24 protein-coding genes are annotated in these 23487 nt (G+C 72.4%); 12 read left to right on the top strand and 12 right to left on the bottom strand.

Annotated features, from left to right (window positions below):
* Positions 1-412, top strand: a 412-nt coding sequence (locus tag AC0680_RS30465) for a L,D-transpeptidase (RefSeq protein ID WP_478635072.1), incomplete at its 5' end; no start/stop codon positions are given.
* 213 nt (positions 413-625) lie between these two features.
* Here AC0680_RS30465 and AC0680_RS30460 read toward each other — a convergent pair.
* Positions 626-913 (bottom strand): hypothetical protein, encoded by a 288-nt coding sequence (locus AC0680_RS30460; RefSeq protein ID WP_478635070.1) that lies wholly within the window; start codon positions 911-913, stop codon positions 626-628.
* Positions 913-1461, bottom strand: coding sequence for an HNH endonuclease family protein (locus tag AC0680_RS30455; protein ID WP_478635067.1), 549 nt, complete (start codon positions 1459-1461; stop codon positions 913-915). Before AC0680_RS30455 ends, AC0680_RS30460 begins: the two co-directional genes overlap by 1 nt.
* Positions 1462-2075: 614 nt before the next feature.
* Between AC0680_RS30455 and AC0680_RS30450 the strand changes: the two genes are divergently transcribed.
* The 3 genes from AC0680_RS30450 (at position 2076) to AC0680_RS30440 (ending at position 3875) form a co-directional block, all read left to right on the top strand.
* On the top strand, positions 2076-2888 hold the full coding sequence (locus AC0680_RS30450) for a hypothetical protein (protein WP_478635064.1): 813 nt from the start codon (positions 2076-2078) through the stop codon (positions 2886-2888).
* Positions 2885-3553, top strand: a complete 669-nt coding sequence (locus AC0680_RS30445) for a class F sortase (protein ID WP_478635062.1) — start codon at positions 2885-2887, stop codon at positions 3551-3553. Before AC0680_RS30450 ends, AC0680_RS30445 begins: the two co-directional genes overlap by 4 nt.
* A gap of 190 nt (positions 3554-3743) precedes the next feature.
* Positions 3744-3875 (top strand): hypothetical protein, encoded by a 132-nt coding sequence (locus AC0680_RS30440; RefSeq protein WP_478635061.1) that lies wholly within the window; start codon positions 3744-3746, stop codon positions 3873-3875.
* 3 nt (positions 3876-3878) lie between these two features.
* Here the strand turns inward: AC0680_RS30440 and AC0680_RS30435 are convergent, their stop codons facing one another.
* On the bottom strand, positions 3879-4244 hold the full coding sequence (locus AC0680_RS30435; RefSeq protein WP_478635058.1) for a hypothetical protein: 366 nt from the start codon (positions 4242-4244) through the stop codon (positions 3879-3881).
* Positions 4245-4523: 279 nt separating this feature from the next.
* Between AC0680_RS30435 and AC0680_RS30430 the strand changes: the two genes are divergently transcribed.
* The 3 genes from AC0680_RS30430 to AC0680_RS30420 are packed head-to-tail and all read left to right on the top strand — an operon-like array spanning position 4524 to position 7230.
* Complete coding sequence (locus tag AC0680_RS30430) at positions 4524-4850, top strand: hypothetical protein (protein WP_478635056.1); 327 nt, start codon at positions 4524-4526, stop codon at positions 4848-4850.
* Between the two features lie 53 nt (positions 4851-4903).
* Positions 4904-5452 carry an RNA polymerase sigma factor gene (locus AC0680_RS30425; RefSeq protein WP_478635053.1) on the top strand — a complete coding sequence of 183 codons (549 nt, stop codon included), beginning with the start codon at positions 4904-4906 and terminating at the stop codon, positions 5450-5452.
* A 5-nt stretch (positions 5453-5457) separates the two neighbouring features.
* Entirely contained in the window at positions 5458-7230 is a 1773-nt protein-coding gene (locus tag AC0680_RS30420; RefSeq protein WP_478635051.1) for an IclR family transcriptional regulator domain-containing protein, read from the top strand.
* A 125-nt stretch (positions 7231-7355) separates the two neighbouring features.
* On the opposite strand, the gene AC0680_RS30415 is transcribed toward AC0680_RS30420, so the two are convergent.
* The 3 genes from AC0680_RS30415 to AC0680_RS30405 are packed head-to-tail and all read right to left on the bottom strand — an operon-like array spanning position 7356 to position 9954.
* Positions 7356-8138, bottom strand: a complete 783-nt coding sequence (locus tag AC0680_RS30415) for a phosphotransferase family protein (protein ID WP_478635048.1) — start codon at positions 8136-8138, stop codon at positions 7356-7358.
* A gap of 32 nt (positions 8139-8170) precedes the next feature.
* Positions 8171-8851: a PhzF family phenazine biosynthesis protein gene (locus tag AC0680_RS30410; protein ID WP_478635046.1), complete on the bottom strand. Its 681-nt coding sequence runs from the start codon at positions 8849-8851 to the stop codon at positions 8171-8173.
* 44 nt (positions 8852-8895) lie between these two features.
* On the bottom strand, positions 8896-9954 hold the full coding sequence (locus AC0680_RS30405) for a class I SAM-dependent methyltransferase (protein WP_478635044.1): 1059 nt from the start codon (positions 9952-9954) through the stop codon (positions 8896-8898).
* Positions 9955-10385: 431 nt separating this feature from the next.
* Here AC0680_RS30405 and AC0680_RS30400 point away from each other — a divergent pair, with 431 nt between their 5' ends.
* The 5 genes from AC0680_RS30400 (at position 10386) to AC0680_RS30380 (ending at position 14827) form a co-directional block, all read left to right on the top strand.
* Positions 10386-10688, top strand: a complete 303-nt coding sequence (locus tag AC0680_RS30400; protein WP_478635041.1) for a hypothetical protein — start codon at positions 10386-10388, stop codon at positions 10686-10688.
* A gap of 94 nt (positions 10689-10782) precedes the next feature.
* Positions 10783-11058, top strand: a complete 276-nt coding sequence (locus AC0680_RS30395; protein ID WP_468979544.1) for a hypothetical protein — start codon at positions 10783-10785, stop codon at positions 11056-11058.
* 247 nt (positions 11059-11305) lie between these two features.
* Positions 11306-12544, top strand: a complete 1239-nt coding sequence (locus AC0680_RS30390) for a lycopene cyclase family protein (RefSeq protein WP_478635039.1) — start codon at positions 11306-11308, stop codon at positions 12542-12544.
* Positions 12541-13254: a methyltransferase domain-containing protein gene (locus AC0680_RS30385; RefSeq protein WP_478635036.1), complete on the top strand. Its 714-nt coding sequence runs from the start codon at positions 12541-12543 to the stop codon at positions 13252-13254. Before AC0680_RS30390 ends, AC0680_RS30385 begins: the two co-directional genes overlap by 4 nt.
* A 13-nt stretch (positions 13255-13267) precedes the next feature.
* Positions 13268-14827: an FAD-dependent oxidoreductase gene (locus tag AC0680_RS30380; protein WP_478635033.1), complete on the top strand. Its 1560-nt coding sequence runs from the start codon at positions 13268-13270 to the stop codon at positions 14825-14827.
* A gap of 27 nt (positions 14828-14854) precedes the next feature.
* Here the strand turns inward: AC0680_RS30380 and AC0680_RS30375 are convergent, their stop codons facing one another.
* The 6 genes from AC0680_RS30375 to putP all read right to left on the bottom strand — a co-directional run bounded on the left by AC0680_RS30375 (position 14855) and on the right by putP (position 23292).
* Positions 14855-15859: a DUF5914 domain-containing protein gene (locus tag AC0680_RS30375; RefSeq protein WP_478635030.1), complete on the bottom strand. Its 1005-nt coding sequence runs from the start codon at positions 15857-15859 to the stop codon at positions 14855-14857.
* Positions 15856-16854, bottom strand: coding sequence for a phytoene/squalene synthase family protein (locus tag AC0680_RS30370; protein WP_478635027.1), 999 nt, complete (start codon positions 16852-16854; stop codon positions 15856-15858). The genes AC0680_RS30375 and AC0680_RS30370 overlap by 4 nt, the downstream gene beginning before the upstream one ends.
* A complete protein-coding gene (gene crtI / locus AC0680_RS30365; RefSeq protein ID WP_478635025.1) occupies positions 16851-18401 on the bottom strand; it encodes a phytoene desaturase family protein in 1551 nt (516 codons plus the stop codon). Before crtI ends, AC0680_RS30370 begins: the two co-directional genes overlap by 4 nt.
* Positions 18402-18584: 183 nt before the next feature.
* Entirely contained in the window at positions 18585-19958 is a 1374-nt protein-coding gene (locus AC0680_RS30360) for a cryptochrome/photolyase family protein (protein ID WP_478635023.1), read from the bottom strand.
* Between the two features lie 30 nt (positions 19959-19988).
* Positions 19989-21557: an SDR family oxidoreductase gene (locus AC0680_RS30355; RefSeq protein WP_478635021.1), complete on the bottom strand. Its 1569-nt coding sequence runs from the start codon at positions 21555-21557 to the stop codon at positions 19989-19991.
* A 232-nt stretch (positions 21558-21789) separates the two neighbouring features.
* Positions 21790-23292, bottom strand: a complete 1503-nt coding sequence (gene putP / locus AC0680_RS30350; protein ID WP_478635018.1) for a sodium/proline symporter PutP — start codon at positions 23290-23292, stop codon at positions 21790-21792.
* Positions 23293-23487 lie beyond the last annotated feature (195 nt).

Below are 23487 nucleotides of genomic sequence, written 5' to 3'. Positions count from 1 at the left end.
CGGCGGCAGCCCCGACAACCCGACCTACAACGGCCAGATGGTCATCTCGGAGAAGTTCGTGCAGACCCGCATGGACGGCTCGACCGTCGGCTTCGAGAATCCCGAGGACTCCTACGTCATCCCTGATGTGCCGCACGCGATGCGGTTGTCGACCTCCGGCACGTTCCTGCACGGCAACTACTGGAGTGCCCCTTCGAACTTCGGTCGCTCCGGCACCAGCCACGGCTGCGTCGGCCTGCGGGACGTCCAGGGCGGCGGGGGCGACACACCGGGGAAGTGGTTCTTCGACCAGTCGCTGGTCGGCGATGTCGTCGTCGTGAAGAACTCGCCCGAGCGGACCGTCAAGCCGGACAACGGCCTCAATGGGTGGAACCTGCCCTGGAACGCATGGCAGGCGGGCAGCGCGCTCTGATCGCGCCGGCAGCGCATGAGCAGGCACCTGGAACGGAAGTCTTTGAGCCGTGGACGGGCCTGACGGCAGAAGTGGCCCTCCCCCGAACAGGCCGTCCGACAAGCTCGGATGTCATACCCGTCCTCCGCGGCCCCCGGCTCCGGCATCCGCCGGCCGGGGGCCGCCCGCGCCGACGTCCAGGAACGGCATCGCCGCAGTCCCTCCGGCAGCTCGTCACCGAGGGCCGGGTGCGGGGACGACGGCCCCGCCGCCATGACGTACGGCCTGCACGACGGCGGTATGCAGGGCCTCCAGACCGCCTGGCGCCACGGCGACCGGGCTGCCGGTGAGCGTGTACCACTCCTCGGCTCCGGTGTACTGGATGTGCACCGCCACCCGGCCGCCGGGCTGGAGGACGGTGGCGATGGTGAGATCACCGGTGATGACACCCACCTCGTCGGTCATCGCGCCGCCGGGTCCGGCGGTCACCTCGTCGACGTGCCGTCGAGGTCCGGGAGACATCAGGGGCAGGTGTCGAGCATCGAGGCGAGCCGGTCGGCCTCCGGCTGGGTCACCGACAGCTGGTAGATGTGTTTGACGTCCGTCCAGGCGCGGGCGTAGGTGCACCAGTAGCCGTGGCTGGGCGGTCTCCACTGGTCGGGCGACTGGTCGCCCTTGCTCCTGTTGGAGGCGGCGGAGACGGCGATCAGCTGCGAGTGGGCCAGGTCGTTGGCGAACTGCTTGCGCCGGTCCGTCGTCCAGTCGTCGGCGCCCGACCGCCAGGCGTTGGCCAGGGGCACCATGTGGTCGATGTCCACCTGCGACGCCGACGTCAGGGTCTTGTCGTCATAGAGGCTGCGCCAGGAACCGGAGACGGCTCGGCACTGCGCGTCCTGGGTGACGTTCTCGCCGTCACGCTTCAGCACGACCTCACGGGTGTCGCAGTTGTTTCCCTGCTGGCTCCAGTGCGGGAACTTCGCGCGCGAGTAACCGTTCATCGAATGCGGTGCCTCGATGGTCAGGTCCGCGAGCTCCGTGCGGACGACCTCCACCGAAGGCGGCTCGGGCATCTGGGCAGGTACCGCGGCGGCCGGAGTGACGCCGACCGGGCCGAGCACCGCGCCCAGCGCAAGTGTGACGACCCCGACTAACCACCGAACACGTGTATTGATCATGCGTCACAAGTACCGGACGCTCTCCTGCAACGGAGTGCCATCACCCGGTCGGTGGCGTGTCCCCCCTGCGCCGGCTCCGGACCCGGGCCGTGGTGCGGCCGAGCGCGCCTGTGCGCGGACACGCAGTTCGGTGTATGGGCCATGGATAGCCTTCCGGCGGCGGCGTAGCCCGCGCCGCAAGGCCGCCCTGACGCTGCGGGCACGGTCGAGGGCCCGGCTCGCGTGATGCTGAGCAGTTAAGCCGGCAGACGGCGAGCAACCGCCGGAGACGTGATCCTCCACATGGCACATGAGGAGCCCAGCGGTCAAGAGAAGCCGTCGTTTTTTAGGCATGATGCCTCATCGACCGGAGCGCTGAACGCGGCCTCAGTGCGTCTCGTACTACGGGCTACTTGTGCCCGGGCAACACCGGGCGGTCAACTCAGGCCGCCTGGAGTCGCGTTGTACGGGCCTACGGACGAGACCACGGCGATCCCGACGGGGAGACCGCCGGAAGGGAACGAACGACCGTGACAACCCAGCGCACCGCTCGCCTCGCCGCCGTCCTCGCTCTGCCTGTCGCCCTGGCTCTCTCGGGTCTGACCGCCGCTCCGGCTCTCGCCGGGGACAAGGCGTACCAGATCAATCTCAAACCCCTGAACAACTCGGGGAGCCAGGGCACGGTGATGCTCAGCCTCGACGGCGACCGGCTGAACGTGAAGATCGAGGCGGACGGGCTCGTCCCGGGCCAGCCGCATGCCCAGCACCTCCACGGCTCCACCGACGGTCACGACTTCCAGTGCCCGGACGCGAGCGCCGACACGGACGGCGACGGGATCATCAACAACACCGAAGCCACGGTGCATTACGGCGACATCAACATCTCGCTCACCACCGACGGCGACACCAGCCCGGACAGCGGGCTCGCCGTCGACCGCATGCCCAAGGCGGACGCCCAGGGCCACCTCTCCTACGAGCGCAGCATCCCCGTGTCCCAGGACGTGGTCGAGCACATCAAGGACCTCCATGTGGTGGAGCACGGCATCGACCCGAACGGCAACAAGCAGTACGACTTCGGCGTGGGCAAGAGCGAACTCGATCCCAAGCTGCCCCAGGAAGCCACCGCCCCCACGAACTGCGGAATCGTCGAGGGTGCCGCGGTCGGATCCATCCCGGTGGGCGGCGTGGAGACGGGTGGCGGAACGGCCGGGAGTCAGGAGATCCCCAGGGCGTTGGTGGGCGCCGGCGGACTCGCCTTCGTGGCGGCGGCCGGGGCGCTCGTCCTGGGCCGCAGGAAGCGCTCGGCCGCTGCCGCCGAGTCGGCCGGACGGAGCGCCGCGTGAGGAACTGGGGAAGGCGCGAAGCTCTGTCCTGCGCCGCGGCTGCGGCGTTGCTGCTGCTCGGCGGGTGTGCGGGCGGGGACCCCGCGTCGCAGGCACCTCCCGCCGGTAAGCAGCAGCCCGCACAGGGCGGCCAGGCCGCGTCCGGAACGGAGAAGGGGACGGGAGCGGAAGCCGGGAGCGGTCAGGGCGGTGAGGCGGCGACGGGGGGTGCGCGGAAGGCCGCTCCGCAGCGGATCTCCGTTCCGTCGCTCAACATCTCCTCCACCCTCGAGGCGTTGGGGAAGAAGAAGGACGGGACGATGGAGACGCCCGTCGACCCCGACAAGGCGGGCTGGTACACGCCCGGCCCGGCGCCCGGCGAAAAGGGCCCGGCCGTGATCGCGGGCCATGTCAGCTGGAACGGCAAGCCGTCGGTGTTCCACCGGCTGTCCTCCCTGAAGGCCGGTGCGGCGATCGAGGTCGAGCGGGCGGACGGGAAGTCCGCGAAGTTCACCGTCAGCCGTGTCGCGCAGTACCCGAAGAACAAGTTCCCCACCATCGAGGTCTACAAGAACATCGACCACGCGGGGCTGCGCCTGATCACCTGCGGTGGCGACTATGACGCGTCGCAGCACTACTACCCGGACAACGTGGTGGTGTTCGCCGAGCTGAGCCAGGCGGAATAGCACCAACGGGCCGGGAACAGCAGTGAAGTTCGGGGCGACGGCACGGCCGCCGCCCCGGGTGGCCGAGTCCGAGTCCGGCGTCCTAACGGGGCGCCGGGCTCCGGCCGTCCGGCAGTCACTCCGATGTGGGGGCCCGGCGCTCACGCCTGGCCCGGTGGCGGCGTACCGCATCCCGGTTGGCGCAGCCTCGATGAGCACGTCCGCCGTGTACGCCCGCGCGCTGCACGCGGTCTTTCGCACCGCGACAGCCATCGCCCTGGCCGGCGGCCTGGCCGCGTTCCGGCTCCTGGGCCGCCGGCCGGGTGGGGACGTCGGGCGGTGAGCGTCAGCCGGTGAGCGTCACGCAAGGAAGGCCCACGCTCTCGCCGCCGCGGAAGCCTTCCGCGCACAGCCGGGTGCCGGCGGGGAAGTGGCGTTGCGGGTAGGCCTGGTCGCGGTAGGTCCGGAACTTGTCGACGTCCTCGACTTTGGTGCGGGCGCTCCACAAGTCGGCGCTGTCGTTGGTGACCCACACGCGTGCGGAAATCCTGTGCGGCTGGTTGGTGTTGACGACCGACACCTCCACCCTGCCCAGGTAGGTCCCCGTGTCGTAGGTCTCGATGCAGACGGAGTGGTTGCACCACTTGCCGTCGGCGGTCGCGGGCGGCCCCGCGCTGAAGACGATGCCGACGGCCGCAGCCGTCGTTCCCATGGCTGTGACGATCTTCCGAAGGGTAGTCATGCCTGCTCAACGACCGCCCCTGGCCCCTGTTACGCGCGGTCGGCCGCCCCTGGGGACAGGTGTCCGGCCGCCCGTGGGGCGGTGGTTGCCGTGCCGCCGAGAGGGCTGGTCCCCTACTTGTCACGCCTGGGCCGGAGTTCACTCCTCCGAGTGAAGAGCGAGGGGGTGAAGGGAGAAGTGGTGCTCAGGGCTCGTCAGAGGGGCGAGGACGCGCACCGCGTCCCAGGCCAATAGATGGAGACCACATACATGACGCCGTTCTTGGAGTGGACCGGGTACGTCTCGGCCGCCGTGAGCGCGGTGAACGCGCTGGGCACCCTGGTGCGCCTGCGTCGGAAGCGCAGCCCTGACGACGGGGGGACGCCTCGGTCCAGAACGGCCGGGCGTCCGCGAACCATCGTGGGGCGCTGCCGGTGCGCCGCCCGTCCGCCGATCGCGGAGTCGTACACGATCGGGGAGGCCTACGCGATCGGGGAGGCGTACGCGATCGGGGATCACCGGATGACGGTGCGGATCACGATCTGCGCCGATCCCGCCGGCGGCGGTTCGGCGGGCAGGGGGCCGGGCCCGTGGTAGGCGACGGCCTGTCCGGGGAGGTCGTGGCGTTGGGCTCGGACGTGGGTCCGCGGTTGCTGGAGTACTACTCGGACTTCATTGCGACCGAGCCACAGAAGCTGCGGCGCTCCTATCCGGTGCTGTCGCTGGCCGCATGCGAGGACATCGCGCAGGAGGCCTTCCTGCGTGTGGGGTCCAAAGCGGCCGCTGGAGGGCTCGCGGCGGACACGAACATCGTGGCGTATCTGCGGCGCGCGGCCCGGAATCTCGCCGTCGACCGAACCCGCGATCAGCAAGGTGCGGGCCGGCGGCTGGTGTTGATGGGCGGCGATTCACTGGCCGCCGTGCCGGAGCAGCGGGCGTTCGCGGAGGAGGACCGACTGGTCCTGCAGGATCTGGTGCTCCCCGCGATCGAAGGGATGCCGGAGAGCCTGCGGCGGCAGGTGGTGGACCTGCAGAGCCGGGGGCTGAGCGATCCGGAGATCGTCGCCGAGCTCGGTATACCCGCGGTCCGTCTCCACAATCTGCGGAACAAGGCGGTTACGCATCTAAGGCGCACACTCGCCGGGCATATTCGCGAAGGGCACCGAAAGAAGCAACAGCACGGAAAGAAGGACAGGTGAGGGATGTGAGCAGGTACGACGACCACCGCGACGGGGCGGGGCGCCCGGCGCCAGTGGTCCCGTCCGCGCTCGCGGAACTGCTGGACCGGCTCACCGGAGCACCCGACTTCTGGGACCGTCCCTGTGGCGACTTCGGCCCCCTGACCACCGAGTACGCGCTGTCCCTCGAGAAGCGGGCGCACGCCAACTCGCTGTACCGGCTGGGGTCGAAGGCCTTGGCCCGGGACGAGCTGCTGTCTGCCGCCGACTGGTTGGGCGCGGCGGCCGAGGCCGGTCACCCGGGGGCGCTGTTCCGGCTGGCCGCCCTGACCGCGCGGGTGCGTGGTCAGGGACATGAGAGCGTACGGTTCCTGGTCGCGGAGGCCGCGCGGCACGGGCACGGTGACGCCCGTGAGCTGTTGGCGGCGTCAGCACGCCCCACGGGGGCCGAGTCCCCGGCGCATACCGCGCTCGAAGATCCGCAGTTCGTCGACGAAGTGCGCGCCGGACTCGGGTGTGGCTCGCCGGCCGAGCCTGCGACGAAGCAGGAAGGCGTGGGAGCGGGTGAGCGACCCGTGGTGGCAGCCGTGGAGGGAGCGGAGACGGCCGGCACCGATCTGGTCTGGGTACCGGCGACCGGGCTGGGCCGTCAGGGCGCTTCCGAGCGGGTACGGCCGGCGCAGCCTTGGCCGGCCGACGAGACCGTGGTGGCCGAGCAGCCGCGGCGCACACCGGCATGCGGCGCCACGGGCTCCGCCAACGGCCTGCTGCTGCCGCTGCCACCTGAGCAGCCCGTGTGCGCGTCCGCCGCCACCATGCACGACGACGGCGGCGGCGAGATGACGGACGGCAGCGGCTCCATGAACGACGGCGGCCAGGAGGAGCCCTGGTGGTCGGCCCATGCGCTGCGTCCCGCAGTGCTGACGGAGATGGCCCGCCGCACTCCCGTACACATCGACACCCCGCAGCAGTGGCGGGCAGCGGCCCAGGCCTTGGACATCCTCTACCTCGTCGACGCCGCGGGCGGGATCACCACCAGGGCGCTGGCCACCCGGACCCGGCTCTCCCCCGCCGCGGTTGCCTGGCTGCTGCACTGGCTGCGCGGGCAGCATCTGATCTCCACCATCGCCGGCGCGCACTTCCCGGGCCCCCTCATGGCCATGACCCGCCACCCTGAGCAGCGCGCACAGCTGCTCCAACGGACCCTCACCAGCCTGCGGGACCGCCTCGGTGCCGCCGTCTACGTCAGCGGCTACATGTCCGGAGACGTCAGGGTCCTCCAGTCCGCCTATGGCCCGGACGCGCCGGCGGTGACGGAGTACGTCGCCTTCCGCGACACCGCGCACGCCAGCGCCGTCGGCAAGAGCCTGCTGGCCCAGCTCGACTTCGACGGCCGGATGGACCATCTCGCGCGCTACCGGCCGATCAAGCTCACCGACCGCACCATCACCAGTCCCCGAGCCCTCTTCGAGGCCCTCGACGGACACGGTCCGCATGCCGCCCAGTTCGACCTCCTGGAGTACTCCCAGCACGAAGTCTGTGTGGCGTTCCCGCTCGGCATTCCCGGACGCGCCACGTGTGTGGCCCTGTCCCTGCCCGCCGGACAACGCCACCGGCTCCTGTCCACCGCCCATGCCCTCAGCGAGCGCTCCGCGGCACTCCTGCTGACGCTCCTGCTGACCGAGGACCCTGTGACCGGCAGGCAACCACGAGCCACTCGCGCTTCGCCGGAACCCGGCCCGGCCCCCGTGCACTCCGGGGCCCGTGCCTTGCCGTTACTCGCCACCCATCACCGCTGACAACCGCGTTCCTCGTACGCACTTCGTCGAAGCCTGGTGGCCGTTTCGGCCGTCCGCCGCGCGATCCTTTGCGCGGCGGACGGGCTGCCGATGCACCGGCCTTGCCGGCTGCGCGCATCTGCTCATCAGGCCAACAGCGCCAACACCCGGTCGGCTTGCCGTTCCACGGTGCCGGGAGGGTTCCTGGGATGCTCCGCTGCCTCTCTCGCCAACAGGAACAGCCAGACCAGGGCGAGCAACCGGCGGCACTCCTCCAGGCGTACGGTCTCCGCGGGGGAGAGTTCGAATCGCTCCAGGAAGGCCGAGACGTCGAACGGGTTCTGCACCCAACTGCCCACGTGTTCGGTGATTTCCGCCAGCTCGAAGGCCCGATCACTACGGCCCGAGTCCTCGAAGTCGACGACCCGGACTCGGAAGCCGTCCCACAGGTAGTTCGCGAGATTGCCGTCCCCCGGCCCGAAGACCGGTGATCCCTCCCACCGGGCGTCGGCCCCCAGGCCCGACCGGGCCAGCCACTTCAGCCCGGCGTCCATGGCCTGCCGCACCGGGCCGCCGGTCTGGGGACGAACTGTCACGGCCCACTCACCGAGGCGGTCGACGAGCTCGCCTTGGTGTCCCGGCCTGAGCGGGAGCTTGTGTACGACGTCGGCAGGCACGGCCTCGTACAGAGTGGTCACCGCCTCGGCCAAGGCAACGATCTTCTCGCCCTCGACAGCGTCGTCACGCAGGGGAACCCCGGCAAGTCGGGACATCACCACAACCGGCGCGGGAGCTGCGAGGTCGGCCTCACGGGGCTCCGGAGCCAGCCCCGGAGCGTACATGGCCAGCAGGGACAGAGCCCGCCACTCCCGCTCGGCGCGACCACCGTCCTTCCTCGGGAACCGCTTGATCACACGGTCAGCGGTCATCTCGATGGCGTGAGTGCCCCATCGGCCGGCGCTCATGAGCAGGGCTCAACGGATTCGTCCCCGGACACCGGCCCATCCTTCCTGACCCGGCCGCCGACTTCGATCAGGCCTCCCGACCGCGGGGCCGTCAGAATCTGCGAGCCGCGTCCCTGCGCGACGCGCAGGGGTCGGCCCAGGCGTGCGGTCAGCAGCAGTGCCGCCGCGCCGGTTGCCTCGTCCTCGTCGATTCCGTCGCCGCGACCGGGGAATCCGCGGGCCCTGACTTCGCCGGCCGCCTCGTCCTGCCATGCCCACGCGTAGATCCACTCTCCGGGCTCCGGTACGGCCAGTTCGTCGACCTCCGCCGCGGAGGAGTACCGCCGCAGCACGCGCGGTGGCGCCCACTCGGCCCGCGCCTCGACCCAGGTGAAATCGCCTTCGGTCCGGGTCCGCACCACCCCCGCGGGCGTGACCAGGGAGGGCACGCCGAGCAGCCAGGCCGAGCCCACGCACGGGTACCCCGCAAAGGGAAGTCTCGAGGTGGGCGTGTAGATGTCGATGACGCCCCGCTCGGGCTCGTCGATGAACACGGTCTCGCTGAAACCCGCTCTCCTGGCGAAGGCCAGCCGCTCGGCCTCCGTAGGGACGGCGGTTCCATCACGTACGACTCCGAGCGCGTTGCCGTATCGGCCGTCGGCACCACAGAAGACGCGCAGCACGTCACAATCAGTCACCCACGCAGTGAACCACGCCGGTCCCGGTCGGCTGACCGGCCTCTTCAGTTGCGGCGGGCGACCACGCGGTAGGCGTTCGACAGACGGGTGCGCCGGGCGAGCGGCGCAAGGAGCGTGTCGAGCCCGAAAAGGACGAGGAGCAAGGGGGCGGCCATCAGACATGCCAGGGCACGGGTGAGGCGGCCGAGCCGCCCGGGTGCCGCGGGCAGCCAGGGGAGGTCTTCTGGGGGGAGTGCGGAGTTGAGCAGGTTGAGGGCGGCGGCGACGAGGTCGGTGGGGACGTGGGGTGCGCGGCGGTCGACGGCCTTGATGGTGAAGTCGTGCTGTTCCAGCGCGCGGCGGAGGTTGCGCAGCGGGATGAGGTGCAGGTGCTGGGGCTGAAGCCAGGGGACCCACCAGCGGCCCAGTAGCCGGGCCGAGAGGCACTGGGGGTCGGGGACTTCGATGAGGAGATGGCCGCCGGGGCGCAGCGCGGTGTGGGCCGCGGCGAGTTCCCGGCGCGGGTCGGTGGTGTGTTCAAGGTAGTGGTGCATGCTCACCACGTCGTACCGGCCGGCGAGTTGAGCGGACAGTTCGGTGAACGAGCGCTGGTAGGCGTGGCTGATGCGTCCGGTGCGGGCGGCGATCTCGACGCCCTTCCCTCGGTCGAGGCCGTGGAATTGTGTGGTGGGGTGGATCGATCGTGCCTCGGCGCAGAAGTGGCCGTGGCCCGTGCCCACGTCGAGCCAGCGGGAGGGGCGCCCGAAGGGCACCAGTGCCCGGGCTCGGGACCGGTAGAGCTTTCGGAAGATGTGCGAGGACGCGAGCCGGTCCATGGCCCGTTCGTTGAGGCCGTCGTAACAGTCGCGGTAGTAGAACTCCAGGCCCTGCGTGCTCAGCCGGGGGTTTTGGAAGACATGGCCGCAGCCGCGACACTGCTCCAGCGTGAAGGCTCCCGGTTTGTGCTGGATGAGGTCGGTGGTGTGCAGGCGCCGGCGGAGGTCGCGGCAGGAGCACCAGGGGCAGTCTCCTCGGCGGGGCTCGAAGAACCTCTCCAACCCCTGCGCCAGGTCGCGTAGGTACGGAGGCCGTTGGGCGGCGATGCGGGCGCCTTTCGAGGGCATCGGGTTTCTCTCTCCACCTGGCGGACGGCATTCGTCGTGGCACTGGAGTCGGTGGGACCGGAGTCGGTGGGACTCGGGCCGGTCGGGAGCAGGAGTAGATTAACATCCTTTTCGTCCGGTTTTGGGGAGGTGGATTCGTGCGTGCGCAGTCGCCCTCGCATGGATGCAGCAGGCCGGGTTCGAGGCGGCGCGTAGTGGCACGCCTCCGGCCGCGAAGGCGACGCCGATGCGGTGGAGCGAACCGCCGATGACGGGCGGGAAGCGGCACGGTCACGGCGAAGGGGCCGGCTCGGGGCGGCGACGGGCAACGGGTCCCGATACGATCAAGGCCTCCCCGTGGCGCATCGCGCCGCCGTGGACCACGGAGTCCCGGCCCACCCGTGCCGGCCCCGTCAGAACCGCATCCGGATCCGCATAAGGACAACCCACCCGTGAAGAAGAGCGTGATAGCCGGCGTCGGCGCCCTCGGCCTCCTCATGGCCGCCGGCATCTACGAAGTCAGTGCCGCCACCAGCGACCCGCTGACCCTCGCGGAATACTGGAAAATCAAGGCCGGCAGCAGCCAGAAGACCCTCTTGAAGTATGCCAACACATGCCAACAGGAAACCGACGCCGAACCCGCCCAGAACTACCCCGTCACCTGGACCTGCTACGGCGTCGACGGAATCAGCAGTGCGGTGTTCTTCTACTCCGAAGGCGAATTGTTCAGCAAGACGGAGACCGGGCTCCAGTAGGTCGTACTCCCCGGCGGCCGGACCGCCCTCGTCGTCGCCTCGTCGTGATCGTGGCCGATTGCCAGCACCCCGCGCCGCAGGGCACCCTTACGTCATGTCATACGTAAGGCTCGAAGCCTGGATCGGCGGAGAGTGGATCGAAGTGGACGCCGTGAGCGTCAGCCTGACGGAATCCGCACTCACCCTCTCCTTTGAACGCCAACGGTCCGAGGCCGGATACCGGAGCCTCATCTGGGAACCGCTGGAGAACTTCCTCCGGGAATACCGCAACGAGCCGCTCGTCGTCGTCCCGCAGGGACGCAACCTCCCCGTCATGTTCGGCCCCGGCGCCGCGGGGCCCTTCCGGCTCGCGGAGATGCCGGAGGGCTGACCGACACACCGGTCCCACGCACCTCCGGTGGCCGTGGAGTCGGTCGTGCGGCGGTAACAAGCCGTCACCCGATGCGGTCGCCTCCGGCGGACGACGTTGCGGCGACTGGCATCGGCGCCTGTGACGTGATCGGCTGGTCCGCCCGTCGCCGTCGGCCCGTGCCGACAGCAGCGTGAAGGAGGCGGATGATGACCGGTCAGCGCGTTCGATCGTCGGACGGGGCACCGGCGGTCGGACGGCCGGCGCGGTGAGCCGCCGCACCACCACCGCACCGGCCGGGCGGGCGGAGGTCGTCGTGGTGGGGGGCGGTGCGGCCGGGCTGAGCCTCGCGCACTGCTTGACGCAGACGGGTACCACCTCGGTGACCGTGGTGGAGGCGCCCGACGGACCGCTGCGCCCCGCCGAGCGCACCTGGTGCTACTGGGACGACGCGCCCGGGGATTTCGAGGAGGCGGTGGTGGCCTCGTGGCCGCGGCTGCGGGTCCGCGGCCCGGACGGCCGGCATGTCACCACCGACACCGCACCGCTGCGCTACCGGATGCTGCGGTCCGCGGCCTTCGAAGAGCTGGTGCACTCCCGGTTGGCGCGGTACCCGCAGGCGCGTGTTCTGCGGGCGACGGCCCAGGCCGTGCGCACCACCACCGGCGGGGCCGAGGTCCGCTGCGCCACCCCCGACGGCCGGGTCCTCCTCCTTCGGGGCCGGTACGTCTTCGACTCCCGGCCCCTGCGCCGTCTGCCGCCGGCTCGTACGACACTGCTTCAGCACTTCCGCGGCTGGTTCGTGCGCACGGCGGGTGAGTGCTTCGACCCCGAGGTCGCGGACCTGATGGACTTCCGGGTGCCGCAGCCGCGCCACGGGCTCGCGTTCGGCTATGTGCTTCCCCTCGCGCCCGACCGCGCGCTGGTCGAGTACACCGAGTTCTCCCGCACGCCGCTCACCACGACCGCGTACGAGGCCGCACTGCGCCACTACACCGGCGAGGTGCTGCGGCTGGGGGCGCTCACCGTGGAGTCGGCCGAGCAGGGCGTCATCCCCATGACCGACGCACGTTTCCCCCGCCGGATCGGGCCGGCCGTCTTCCGGGTCGGGGCGGCCGGCGGTGCCACCCGGCCGGCGACCGGCTACACCTTCGCCGCCGTGCAGCGGCAGAGCCGGGCGATCGCCGCCGCGCTGCGCGACGGAGGCGATCTCGCGCCCCGTCTCCACGGCCGGCGGGCGCTCGCCATGGACGCCGTGCTGCTGCGGGCGCTGGACACCGGCCGGATCGACGGCCCCGGGTTCTTCACCGAACTGTTCCGTCGTGTCCCGACGGCGCGGCTGCTGCGCTTCCTCGACGGCGCCACCACGCCCTGGGAGGAGTTCGGCATCGGTCTGCGCACGCCCGTCGGCCCCATGCTCCGCACCGCGGCGGAGCTGCCCTTCCTGCCCCGCCGCCCCGTCGCCGGGGTGACCGCGACCGCCCCGTCCGAGGAGAGCCGCCGATGACACTGCTGCACGACCACGACCTCACCCGCGCCTTCGACCACGCGTCCCACAGCTACGACCGCCTCACGGCGCTGAACCCCGGCCACCGGTCCGGACTGCTGCGGTCGGCCCGCCGGCTGTGCCTGCCGCGCGAGGGCGCCGGTCTGCACGTACTGGACCTCGGCTGCGGTACGGGCGCCTCCACCCGGGCCCTGCTGCACGCCGCTCCGCGCGCCCGGGTCACGGCCGTCGACGCCTCCGCCGGCATGCTGGAACGCGCGCAGGCCAAGCAGTGGCCCGCCACCGTCCGGTTCCTGCATCTGACCGCCGAGGAACTGCGCACCGTCGACGAGGGTCCCTTCGACGCCGTCTTCGCCGCCTATCTGCTGCGCAACGTCACCGACCCGGACGGCACGCTCGCCGTCGTGCGGGCCCTGCTGCGTCCCGGCGGCCGGCTGGCCGTGCACGATTACAGCCTCAGCGGATCCCCGCTCCACCGGGCACTGTGGACGGCGGTGTGCCGGACACTGATCATCCCGGCCGGAACCCTGAACGGTGACCGGGCGCTCTACCGCCACCTGTGGCACAGCGTCCTCGCCTTCGACACCGCCCCGGTGTTCGCGGCCCGGCTCGTGCGGGCCGGCTTCACCGGTGTGCGCACCGCCCCCGCTGCCGGCTGGCAGACCGGCATCGTCCACACCTTCCTCGGTCGCAACGGTGCCGCCCGGTGACGGGTCCCGCCGTATGAGCGCCTTCAGGCGCGCCGGGGCCGCCCGGAGGGGCCGCGACCGCAAGGCGCAGGTGCTGATGCCCGTCCCGGGCCGGGCGCGCTTCAGCGACGGCGACGCCCCCCGTGTGGCGGTGGTGGGCGGGGGCATCGCCGGCATCGCCGCGGCCACGGCCCTCGCCGAACGCGGTGTGCGGGTGACGCTCCACGAGCGGGAGGCGTCGCTCGGCGGGCGCCTCGCCGGATGGCGGACGTGTCTGGCGGACGGCTCCGAAGTGACCATGAGCCGCGGCTTCCACGCCTTCTTCCGCCAGTACTACAACCTGCGCGGTTTGCTGCGGCGGACCGACCCCGCTCTCACCTGCCTCGTCCCCCTGCCCGACTACCCCCTGCGGCACAGCGGCGGCCTGACCGACAGCTTCGTCCGGGTGCCCCGGACACCGCCCTGGAGTGCGCTCGGATTCGCCGCCCTGAGCCCGACGTTCGGCTGGCGCGACCTCGCCTCGATGGACCCGCGCGCCGCCCTGCCACTGCTCGACGTACGGGTGCCCGAGGTCTACGGGCGCTACGACGATGTCAGCGCGACCGACTTCCTCGCCCGCGTCCGCTTCCCCGAGGCCGCGCACCATCTCGCGTTCGAGGTGTTCTCCCGCAGCTTCTTCGCCGATCCGCGTGAACTGTCCGCCGCCGAGCTGCTGGTGATGTTCCACATCTACTTCCTCGGCTCTTCCGAGGGCCTGCTCTTCGACGTGCCCGGCGAGCCCTTCCCGCGGGCTCTGTGGGATCCGCTCGGCGGCTATCTGGCGAAGCGCGGGGTCGACATCCGTACCGGCACTCCGGTCGGTGCGGTCCGCCCGGTCGACGGCGATCTGGAGGTCGAGACCGACGGGACGAGGGAGCGGCACCAGGCGGTGGTCCTCGCGCTCGACACGGCGGGACTGCGCGGGATCGTGGCGAGGTCGCCGGGCCTGGGGAGCGCGGGGTGGCGCGACGACGTCCAGGGGCTGCGCACCGCACCACCGTTCCTCGTCTCGCGCCTGTGGCTCGACCGGCCGGTGCGCGAGGACCGCGCCGGCTTCCTCGGCACCAGCGGATTCGGGGGTCTGGACAACGTCGGCGTCCTCGACCGCTGGGAGGGCGAGGCGGCCCGCTGGGCGGCGCGCACCGGCGGTTCGGTGGTGGAGCTGCACGCCTACGCGATCGATCCCGCCGCGGAGCCGAAGCGGGTGCAGGAACGGCTCGTCGACCGGCTGCGCGAGGTCTACCCGGAGACCCGGGAGGCGCGGATCGTGGACGCGCGTCATGAATGGCGGTCCGACTGCCCGCTGTTCGACGTCGGTGGCCACCATCGCCGGCCGCTCGTTCGGACCCCGCATCCGCGCGTGATGGTCGCCGGCGACCTGGTCCGCACCCGGCTTCCGGTGGCCTTGATGGAGCGCGCGGCGACCTCGGGCTTCCTGGCGGCCAACGCCCTGCTCGCCGATTGGGGAGTCCGCGGCCAGGTGCTGTGGACGGTGCCGAGGGCGGGCCGCTCCCGGGTTCTGCGGGCGCTGGCGGGTGCGGCGGCCCGCCGCTGAACGGCCGGGCGGGCCGGGCACGTCCGCTCAGCCGGGGAAGCGCCCGGTGCTCCGCAGGGCCCAGCGGCGCTCGGCGTAGGCCAGGTCGTCGCGCCACAGCCGGCCGGCCGCCCGGCGCATCAGGGGGCGCAGCATCGGTGCGGCGGCGCGCGCCAGGGCGAAGCCGCGCCGGTCCGACGCGGCGACGACGGCCTCGGTCACGGCCGTTCTCGGCTCCGCCGCCGCGCTCGCGGTCAGCGGCGTCGCATGCGTCTCGACCACGGACGTCGCCCCTTCGCCCTCGGTGATGCGCATGACGACGGTGCGCGGTTCAGGTGCGGTGAACTCCGCGCGCACGGGCACCACCAGGCGGCCCGCGACGCGGAACGACACCTCCACGGCGAACGCGTCGTCCTCGTCGTGCCGTGGTACGCGGACCACCCGGAGGTCGACGAACGAGTACGGGTGGAACCACGAGCCGTGCCAGGGGTCGAGCCGGTTCGCGACCACGTCCTGCGGCTCGCACCGTCCCACCGCCGTGCACACCGCCTCCACCGCCCCCGCCGGCGGTCGGGCGGGCACCACGGGGCGCTCTATCGGCTCCTCGCCCCCGACCTCGTCCAGCCGCACCCACAGCAGCACGCCGTCGTCGTGGACCGGGAACGGCTCCCAGCCGGCGAACGGGCCGCCGTCCAGGGCCAGTCCGTGCCAGTGGCACACCAGCGTGCCGCACACCACCCGGCCGTCGCGCAGCGGAGCCCCCAGGTGCGGGCACGCTCCGGGCCCGGCCCGCAGCGCACCCGCCGCGGTCCGCCACAGGACGACCTCCTCGCCGGCCACCGTCCTGCCGCGGGGGCGGCCGCCGGCGGTCACGTCCCGGGAGGCTCCCACGACGAACCAGTTGCCCGACGGCCGCGCGCCGGCGCGTTTGAGGGCGTCGGCGATCAGCGTGGGCCGCGCCGCGCGCCAGGTGGGCGGCTGCGCCTCCCACTTCGGTCCGCGGCGCAGCCGCAGCGGTGAGCTCCAGCCCGCCCGTTCCCTGCGACCGGTCACCGCCGGTCCCCCGCCCGTTGGGGGGCCGGCTCGCCGCGTAGCGGGGCCGTGGGGCGCGGCGGGGTCGTGCGGGCGCGGGCGCCCAGGATGCGTACGATGCCGGCCGCGGCCGTCACCGCCCGGCGCCGGCGCGGCACCACGGAGCGGCGGTGCAGTACGGCGTAGTCGTCGGCGGCGATCGCGTCGAGGATGCCTCCGTACAGCGTGTAGGCGGTACGGATGCAGGGCCGCACCCGGGGGTCGAGCATGGCGATGCCCGGTTCCGCCTCGCGGTACACCGCTCTCGTCAGGGCCTCGGCGGCGGCGAACGCGGCGCGGATCCGTGGGTCGCGGCGTCCGGTGCGGCGGCTCCATTCCAGCAGCGGCCGGTCCGCCCCGTGGGCGGCGAGCAGGTCCGCCGGCAGGTAGACGCGGCCGCGGTCCAGGTCCTCGCCCACGTCCCGCAGGAAGTTGGTGAGCTGGAAGGCCACTCCGAGGGCCGCCGCGTGCGGCGCCGCCGTCTCGCGGGGCACCACGGTCCCGAGGACCGGCAGCATCTGCAGTCCGATCACCGCCGCCGAACCGTGCATGTAGGCGCGCAGGTGCGCGTAGGTCGGGTAGTCGGTGACGCTCAGGTCGTCGCGCATGGAGGCCAGGAAGTCGGCGAACAGCCGGGGTTCGATCGCGTACCGTGCGGCGGTGTCCGCCACGGCCCGCACCACGGGCTGGTCGCCGCCGCCGGTGCGCAGGCCGTGGGCGAGGTCGTTCTCCAGCAGCCGCAGCAGCCGGTCCCGCTCGGGGGGCGTGCGCCGCCGGTCGAGGTCGTCGACGATGTCGTCCGCCCAGCGGGCGAAGCCGTACAGGGCGTGGACGGCGCAGCGGCGTTCGACCGGCAGCAGACGGGTGGCGAGGAAGTACGTCCTGCCGTGGCGGGCGTTGAGCTGCCGGCAGTGTGTGTAGGCCGTGCGCAGGGCGGGGTCGGTGATGCCGGCGGCAGCCAGTTCGCGACGGGTCATCGCGGCCGCCGTTCCTGGCCGGGGCAGCGCGGGGCGGCCGGCACCGCGGCGCCGCGGCGGGCGGGGCGGCCGCCGGTGATGCGGGCGGCGGCGAGCTTCCCGCTGATGAGCACCGTGGGCACCCCGACCCCGGGCGTCGTCCCGCAGCCGGCCAGTACGACGTTGTCGAGGTCGCGCACCAGGTTGCGCGGCCGGAAGGGGCCGGTCTGGGCGAACGTGTGCGAGACCGAGAAGGGCGTGCCCGCCGCGTGTCCCTGCGCGGTCCAGTCGGCCGGAGTCACCAGGAGTTCGTGCTCGATGTGGTCCCCGAAGCCGTGCAGGCCGCGACGTTCCAGCTCGGTCACCAGGCTGTCGCGGTAGCGCGGCCCGAGTTCGCGCCAGGAGGCGGCGGACGGCCCGGTGGCGGTGTTGGGGCAGGGCGCGAGGACGTAGTGCAGATGCCTGCCCGGTGGGGCGAGCCGCGGATCGTGGGTCGTGGGGCGGGTGATGAGCAGGGACGGATCGCTCATCGGCTGCCCCGTACGGGTCAGTTCGTCGAAGGTGCGCTCCCAGGCCGCGCCGAAGGAGATGGTGTGGTGCGCGAGGTCCGGCCAGGTGCGGTCGGTGCCGGCGTGCAGGATCACCGCGGAAGGGGAATGGCGCAGCCGCAGCGGGCGCCGTGGTGCGCGCCCCATGAGTCGGTGTGCCACCGGCAGATCGGGGCTGAGGACCACCGCGTCACAGGCGACGCGTTCCCCGGAGCCGAGGCGCACGGCCCGTACCCGGCCGGCCGAGCGCTCGAGTTCCGTCACCTCGGCCGACCAGTGGAACGTGGCGCCCGCGTCACCGGCCGCATCGGCCATCGCCTGCGGCAGCGCGTGCATGCCGCCGCGCGGGAACCACACACCGGCCACCGTGTCCATGTAGGCGATCACGGCGTACGCGGCGAGCGCCCGGGCCGGGGCCAGGCCCGCGTACAGCGACTGGAAGGAGAAGACCCGCCGCAGGCGGGCGTCGGAGAGGAACCTGCCGATCCGCGGATCGAGCCGGCCGAATCCGCCGAGCGCCGCCAGCCGGGCCAGGTCCGGGTGCAGGAGCTGGCGGGGCGAGTCGAAGTTGGTGTCGATGAAGCGGCGCATCTGGGCTCGGTAGAGCCGTTCGAGCCAGGACCGCAGACGCCGGTAGCCGTCGGCTTCGGCGGCGCCAGCGAAGCGCCGCACCTCCGCCTCCATGGCGTCGCCGTCGGTGTGGACGTCGAGGTGCGAGCCGTCGGCGAAGCGGGCCCGGTAGGCGGGGTGCAGCGGGATGAGGTCCACCCGCCGGTACAGGCTGTCGCCGACGGCGGCGAAGGCCTCGTCGGCGAGGTGCGGCATCGTCAGCACGGTCGGGCCGGTGTCCAGGTGGTACCCGCCGAGTGCGCGCCGGCCGGCTCGTCCGCCCGGCCCGGCGTCCCGTTCGACCACGGTGACCCGGCGGCCCGCCCCCAGCAGGTGCAGGGCCGCGGAGAGGCCGGACAGCCCGGCACCGACGACGACCACGTGGTCGGTCGGCCCCGATACGGTCTTCACACGCGCTCCTTCGTCCGGTCCGGGGGCCGCCGGCCACCCGCGCCGGGGGGGGCCTCGCCAGGGCGTCCCGGACAGCGCCCCCGGGCATGCGGTGATCCCTGCCCGGTAGGAGCCCTCGCCGGAGCACGGCTCACTCCGACGGCTCAGCGCGCGCCGCCGGCCGCCCGTGGCGTGCGCGGTGCGTCAGCCTCGGCCCCGGGCGTGTCGGAAGCGCGCCAGGCCGTCCGCGAGGTCGATGAGCGGCTCGGGGTAGTCCAGGCGGGCGCGTTCGGGCGCGGGGAGCCGCCAGGGTTCGTGGACCGCCTTGCCGTGCACGTCCCGCAGCTCGGGCACCCAGCGGCGTACGTACGTCCCCTGGGCGTCGAAGCGTTTGCCCTGGACCACCGGGTTGAGCACACGGTGGGGGCGGGTGTCGGTGCCGGTTCCGGCGACCCACTGCCAGTTGAGCTGGTTGTTGACGATGTCGCCGTCCACCAGCAGGTCCAGGAAGTGCCGGGCGCCGATCCGCCAGTCCACGTAGAGGGTCTTGGTGAGGAAGCTGGCCACCAGGAGGCGGGCACGGTTGTGCATCCAGCCCTCGTGCCGCAGCTGCCGCATCGCGGCGTCGACGACGGGGTAGCCGGTGCGGCCCTCCTGCCACGCGGTGATCTCCTCGGCCGCCTCGTCCCGCGTCCGCCAGCGGTCGTCGCGTGTGCGGTAGTCGTTCACGGACGAGCCGGGCCGGGCCGCCAGTACCTGGTGGTGGAAGTCGCGCCAGCACAGCTGGCGCACGAAGGCGTCCGCCCCGGGGCCGCCGTGCGCGCGGGCCCGCTGGACGAGCTCGACGGGCGAGAGGGCCCCGAAGTGGAGGTAGGGCGAGAGGCGGGAGGTTCCGTCGCCGGCGAGGTCGTCGTGCCGCTCTTCGTAGGCGCCCAGGCCGGACCGCTTCCAGTTCGAGAACCGCTGTCGGCCGGCGCGTTCCCCGCCTGCGGGCAGGCCCGGTGAGGTGCCGGGCACCGAGTCGCGGGACACCAGCGGCTCGGAGCACAACCCGGCGGGTACCCGCACGGTGCGGGGCGCCGGGCAGGTGTCCCGCAGTCGTTCCGCGGACCAGCGGCGGTAGTAGGGGGTGAAGACGGCGTAGTGGTCGGAGCCGGCCGGGGTCACGGCCCCGGGTGTGAGGGCCGTGATCACCGCGTCGTGCACATGGAGGTCCACCCCGCGTTCCTGGAGCTCCTTGCGGACGCGTTCCTCCCGCCGGTGGGCGTACCGGGTGACACCGGCCGCCATGTGCACCTCGCCGGCTCCGCATGCGGCGGCGATCCGGCCCACCTCCCGCGCCACCTGCCCCGAGCGCAGCACGAGCCGGCCGCCGCGCTCGCGGAGCCCGGCGTCGAGGTCGGCCAGGCAGTCGGCGAGGAAGGCCCGCCGGTTGGGCGCGTCGAAGCCCGCCGCGCGGATGCCGGGGTCGAGGACGAACAGGGGGACCACCTCGTCCGCCGCGCGCAGCGCGGCCCGCAGCGGGGGATGGTCGTGCAGCCGCAGGTCCGCGGTGAACAGGACGACCGCGACGGTCATGGCGCCTCTCCTGGTGTCATGTCGGGGCTGTTACGGGGCACTTCGTCCGCCGCGGGCGTCCGGGCGGTGGTCCGCCGGCGCGGGTGTCCGGTGCGCGCTCATGCCCTTCGCGGCGGCCTGCGAGATGTTGCGCGCCATCCCGCCGAAGACGACGGCGTGGAACGGGGAGACGCTCCACCAGTAGACGTGCCCGGACAGTCCGCGGGGGTGGAACACGGCGCGCTGCCGGTAGCGGGTGCGGCCCTCGCCGTCGTGCTCCGCGTACATCTCCAGCCAGGCCAGGCCCGGCAGCCGCATCTCGGCGCGCAGCCGCAGCAGACGGCCCGGTTCGATCTCCTCCACCCGCCAGAAGTCCAGCGAGTCGCCCACCCGCAGCCGCTCGGCGTCCCGCCGGCCGCGCCGCAGGCCGACGCCGCCGACGAAGCGGTCCAGCCACCCCCGCACCGCCCAGGCCAGGGGGAAGGAGTACCAGCCGTTGTCCCCGCCGATGCCTTCGATCACCCGCCACAGGGACTCGCGCGACGCGGCGACGGTCAGCCGGCGTTCGTCCTCGTACAGGCTGCCGCCGGCCCAGTCCGGGTCGGTGGGCAGCGGATCGCTCGGCGCGCCGGGCACCGAGGCCGACGACCAGCGGGTGGCGACCTGGGCGTCGCGTACCCGGCGCAGTGCGAGCGTCAGCGCCTCGTCGTAAGGCAGCGGTTGTCCGGGGGCGTCGGGGACGTACCGGGCGATGTCGTGCTCGTGGCAGACGACCTCATGGCGCAGCGACTCGGTGAGCGGTCGTGCGATGGATGCCGGTACCGGTGTCACGAGCCCGACCCAGTGGCTGGACAGGCCCGGGGTGAGCACCGGCACGGGCACGATCAGCCGGCGGCGCAGTCCGGCGACGGCGGAGTACCGGCGCATCATGTCCCGGTAGGTGAGGACATCGGGGCCGCCGACGTCGAAGGTGCGGTTGACGTGGTCCGGCATCGCCGCGGAGCCGACCAGGTACCGGAGCACGTCGCGGACTCCGATGGGCTGGATGCGGGTGCGCACCCAGCTCGGGGTGACCATCACCGGAAGGCGTTCGGTCAGGTAGCGCAGCATCTCGAAGGACGCCGAGCCCGACCCGATGATCACCGCGGCGCGCAGCACCGTGGCGGGCACCGGACCGTCGAGGAGGATGCGCCCCACCTCGGCCCGCGAGCGCAGGTGCCGGGACAACTCCCGTTCCGGTACGCCTTCGGGCGTCAGACCGCCCAGGTAGACGATCCGCCGCACCCCTGCGGCGTGCGCCTGCTCGGCGAAGATCCGCGCGGCCGTGCGGTCCTTCTCCTCGAAGTCGCGTCCGGTGCCCAGCGCGTGCACCAGGTAGTAGGCGACGTCGATGCCGCGCATGGCCCGGGCGACCGACGCCGGGTCGGTGACGTCGCCCTCGACCGCCTCGGCGTCCGGCGCCCAGGGGTGGTCGCGCAGCTTGCCCGGGGTCCGGGCGAGACAGCGCACCCGGTGGCCCGCCCGCAGCAGCTCCGGAACCAGCCGTCCGCCGATGTAGCCGGTGGCACCGGTCACCAGGCAGTGCCGCCCGTTGGTGTCCTGCTTCGTGCCCGTGTCCACGGTCGGCTCCTTCGCGGCTCGTTCGGCGCGCGTCGTCGCGCGCCGCTGTCCGATCACGCCGCGTCAGGGAAACCGTACCTGTCGCACCCATGTGGCTACCCGCTGCGACGAGCACGTACGGCCCCTGGCGTCCCGCGCCACCTCCAGCACAGCACCGCCGCGCGGTGCCCGCAGCTCCGCGCGCGGACCGGCGACGGGCGGGGACGTCAGGGGCGGGGCCCTCGCCTCCGGCTCAGCCGACCGGGACCGAAGAGGCCGCGCGCTTCTCCATGGGGCCGGACCAGACCCGTCGCGGCGGGCGGCCGACGAACTTGCCGAACAGCAGCGCCGCCGCCGTGGCCGCCAGCACCCCCGGCACCATCTCGTACACGCCCGACTGCAGCGGTCCGAGGAGGGGATCGATGTGCTTCCACAGCACCACGGTGACCGCCCCGGTGAGCATGCCGGCCATCGCCCCCGCCCGTGTCATCCGCGGCCAGTACAGCGACAGCAGGATCACGGGACCGAAGGCGGAGCCGAAGCCCGCCCAGGCGTAGGCGACGATGTCCAGCACGGCGCCCCCGCTGAGCGCGATGACGTACGCCACCACCGCGACGGCCACCACCGCCACACGGGACGCCAGCACCATCGACGCGTCCGTGGCCCGCCGTTTGACGAAGGCCCGGTAGAAGTCCTCGGTCAGGGCCATCGCCGAGACCAGCAGCTGACTGTCGGCGGTGGACTTGATCGCGGCCAGCACGGCCACCAGCAGAATGCCGGCGATCCACGGATTGACCAACTGGGCGCACAGCGCGATGAACACGGTCTCGGGGTTCTCCAGTGGCTGGTCCAGCGCGGCGACACCCACCAGCCCCACCAGCGAAGCACCCGCCAGCGAGACGACCACCCAGCCCACACCGATACGGCGGGCCAGGGGGATCTCCCGCGTACTGCGGATACTCATGAAGCGGGCCAGAATGTGCGGTTGCCCGAAGTACCCCAGCCCCCAGGCGAGCAGCGAAATCACCGCCACCGCGCCGAGCGGCCCGCCCGATGCCCAACGCGCGCCGTCGAAACCGGCCTTGGCCCCCATGTCCAGCAGGTCCGGGCTCTTGCGGGTGAGCGCCTCGTGCACCGCGCCGAAGCCCCCCAGCAGCCCGATGCCGATCGTCGGGAGCGCCACGGCCGCGCAGAACATCAGCGTGGCCTGCACCGAGTGCGTCACGCTGACCGCGCGGAAGCCGCCCAGGACGGTGTAGACGACGATCACCACGGCGAAGACGGTGAGCGCGAACTCGAAGCCGCCTCCGAAGATGCCCTCGAAGAGGACGCCCCCGGCCAGCAGGCCGCTGGCGACGTAGACGGTGAAGAACACGACGGTGACGGTCGCCGAGACCACCCGCAGCATCCTGCTGCCGTCCTCGAACCGCTCCTCGAAATACGCCGACAACGTCTTGGCGTCGCCGGCCAGTTCCGTATACGTACGCAGGCGCGGCGCGACCAGGCGCCAGTTCAGGTACGTGCCGACGGCCAGGCCGACGGCGATCCACGAGGCGCCGATACCGGCGGCGTACACCGCGCCCGGCAACCCCAGGAACAGCCACCCGGACATGTCACTGGCCCCGGCGGAGAGGGCCGCGAGCGGCGCGCTCAACCGGCGGCCGCCCAAAGCGAAATCAGAGAACGTCAACGTGTCCTGATAGGTCGCGATACCCACGGCCACCATGGCCAACAGGAAGATCCCGAATGTGATCATGACCGGTACGATCAGGGATGTCACCACTGCTCCCTCGGCGCAAGCACTGCCTCATGGTCCAGGAGCCAAGGGGCAGATCCCACGAAGAATCCCCAGAGCAGGCTCCGGCGCCAGCCGACACTACGGACCCACCACCCGCAACGACAGCCCTTTCACACAAGTCCCCAACAAACACAGCCCGCTGCCCCGCGCACC

It is taken from the genome of Streptomyces sp. NPDC043738, assembly GCF_056436545.1.
This window is presented reverse-complemented; position numbering and strand designations above follow the sequence as displayed.

Bases quoted from the DNA above. Each gene is read 5' to 3' on its own strand.
- AC0680_RS30460 (WP_478635070.1), bottom strand. From the start codon at position 913: ATGTCTCCCGGACCTCGACGGCACGTCGACGAGGTGACCGCCGGACCC.
- AC0680_RS30455 (WP_478635067.1), bottom strand. From the start codon at position 1,461: ATGCCCGAGCCGCCTTCGGTGGAGGTCGTCCGCACGGAGCTCGCGGAC.
- AC0680_RS30440 (WP_478635061.1), top strand. From the start codon at position 3,744: ATGAGCACGTCCGCCGTGTACGCCCGCGCGCTGCACGCGGTCTTTCGC.
- AC0680_RS30435 (WP_478635058.1), bottom strand. From the start codon at position 4,244: ATGGGAACGACGGCTGCGGCCGTCGGCATCGTCTTCAGCGCGGGGCCG.
- AC0680_RS30430 (WP_478635056.1), top strand. From the start codon at position 4,524: ATGACGCCGTTCTTGGAGTGGACCGGGTACGTCTCGGCCGCCGTGAGC.
- AC0680_RS30415 (WP_478635048.1), bottom strand. From the start codon at position 8,138: ATGACCGCTGACCGTGTGATCAAGCGGTTCCCGAGGAAGGACGGTGGT.
- AC0680_RS30405 (WP_478635044.1), bottom strand. From the start codon at position 9,954: ATGCCCTCGAAAGGCGCCCGCATCGCCGCCCAACGGCCTCCGTACCTA.
- AC0680_RS30395 (WP_468979544.1), top strand. From the start codon at position 10,783: ATGTCATACGTAAGGCTCGAAGCCTGGATCGGCGGAGAGTGGATCGAA.
- AC0680_RS30385 (WP_478635036.1), top strand. From the start codon at position 12,541: ATGACACTGCTGCACGACCACGACCTCACCCGCGCCTTCGACCACGCG.
- AC0680_RS30380 (WP_478635033.1), top strand. From the start codon at position 13,268: ATGAGCGCCTTCAGGCGCGCCGGGGCCGCCCGGAGGGGCCGCGACCGC.
- AC0680_RS30370 (WP_478635027.1), bottom strand. From the start codon at position 16,854: ATGACCCGTCGCGAACTGGCTGCCGCCGGCATCACCGACCCCGCCCTG.
- AC0680_RS30360 (WP_478635023.1), bottom strand. From the start codon at position 19,958: ATGACCGTCGCGGTCGTCCTGTTCACCGCGGACCTGCGGCTGCACGAC.
- putP (WP_478635018.1), bottom strand. From the start codon at position 23,292: ATGATCACATTCGGGATCTTCCTGTTGGCCATGGTGGCCGTGGGTATC.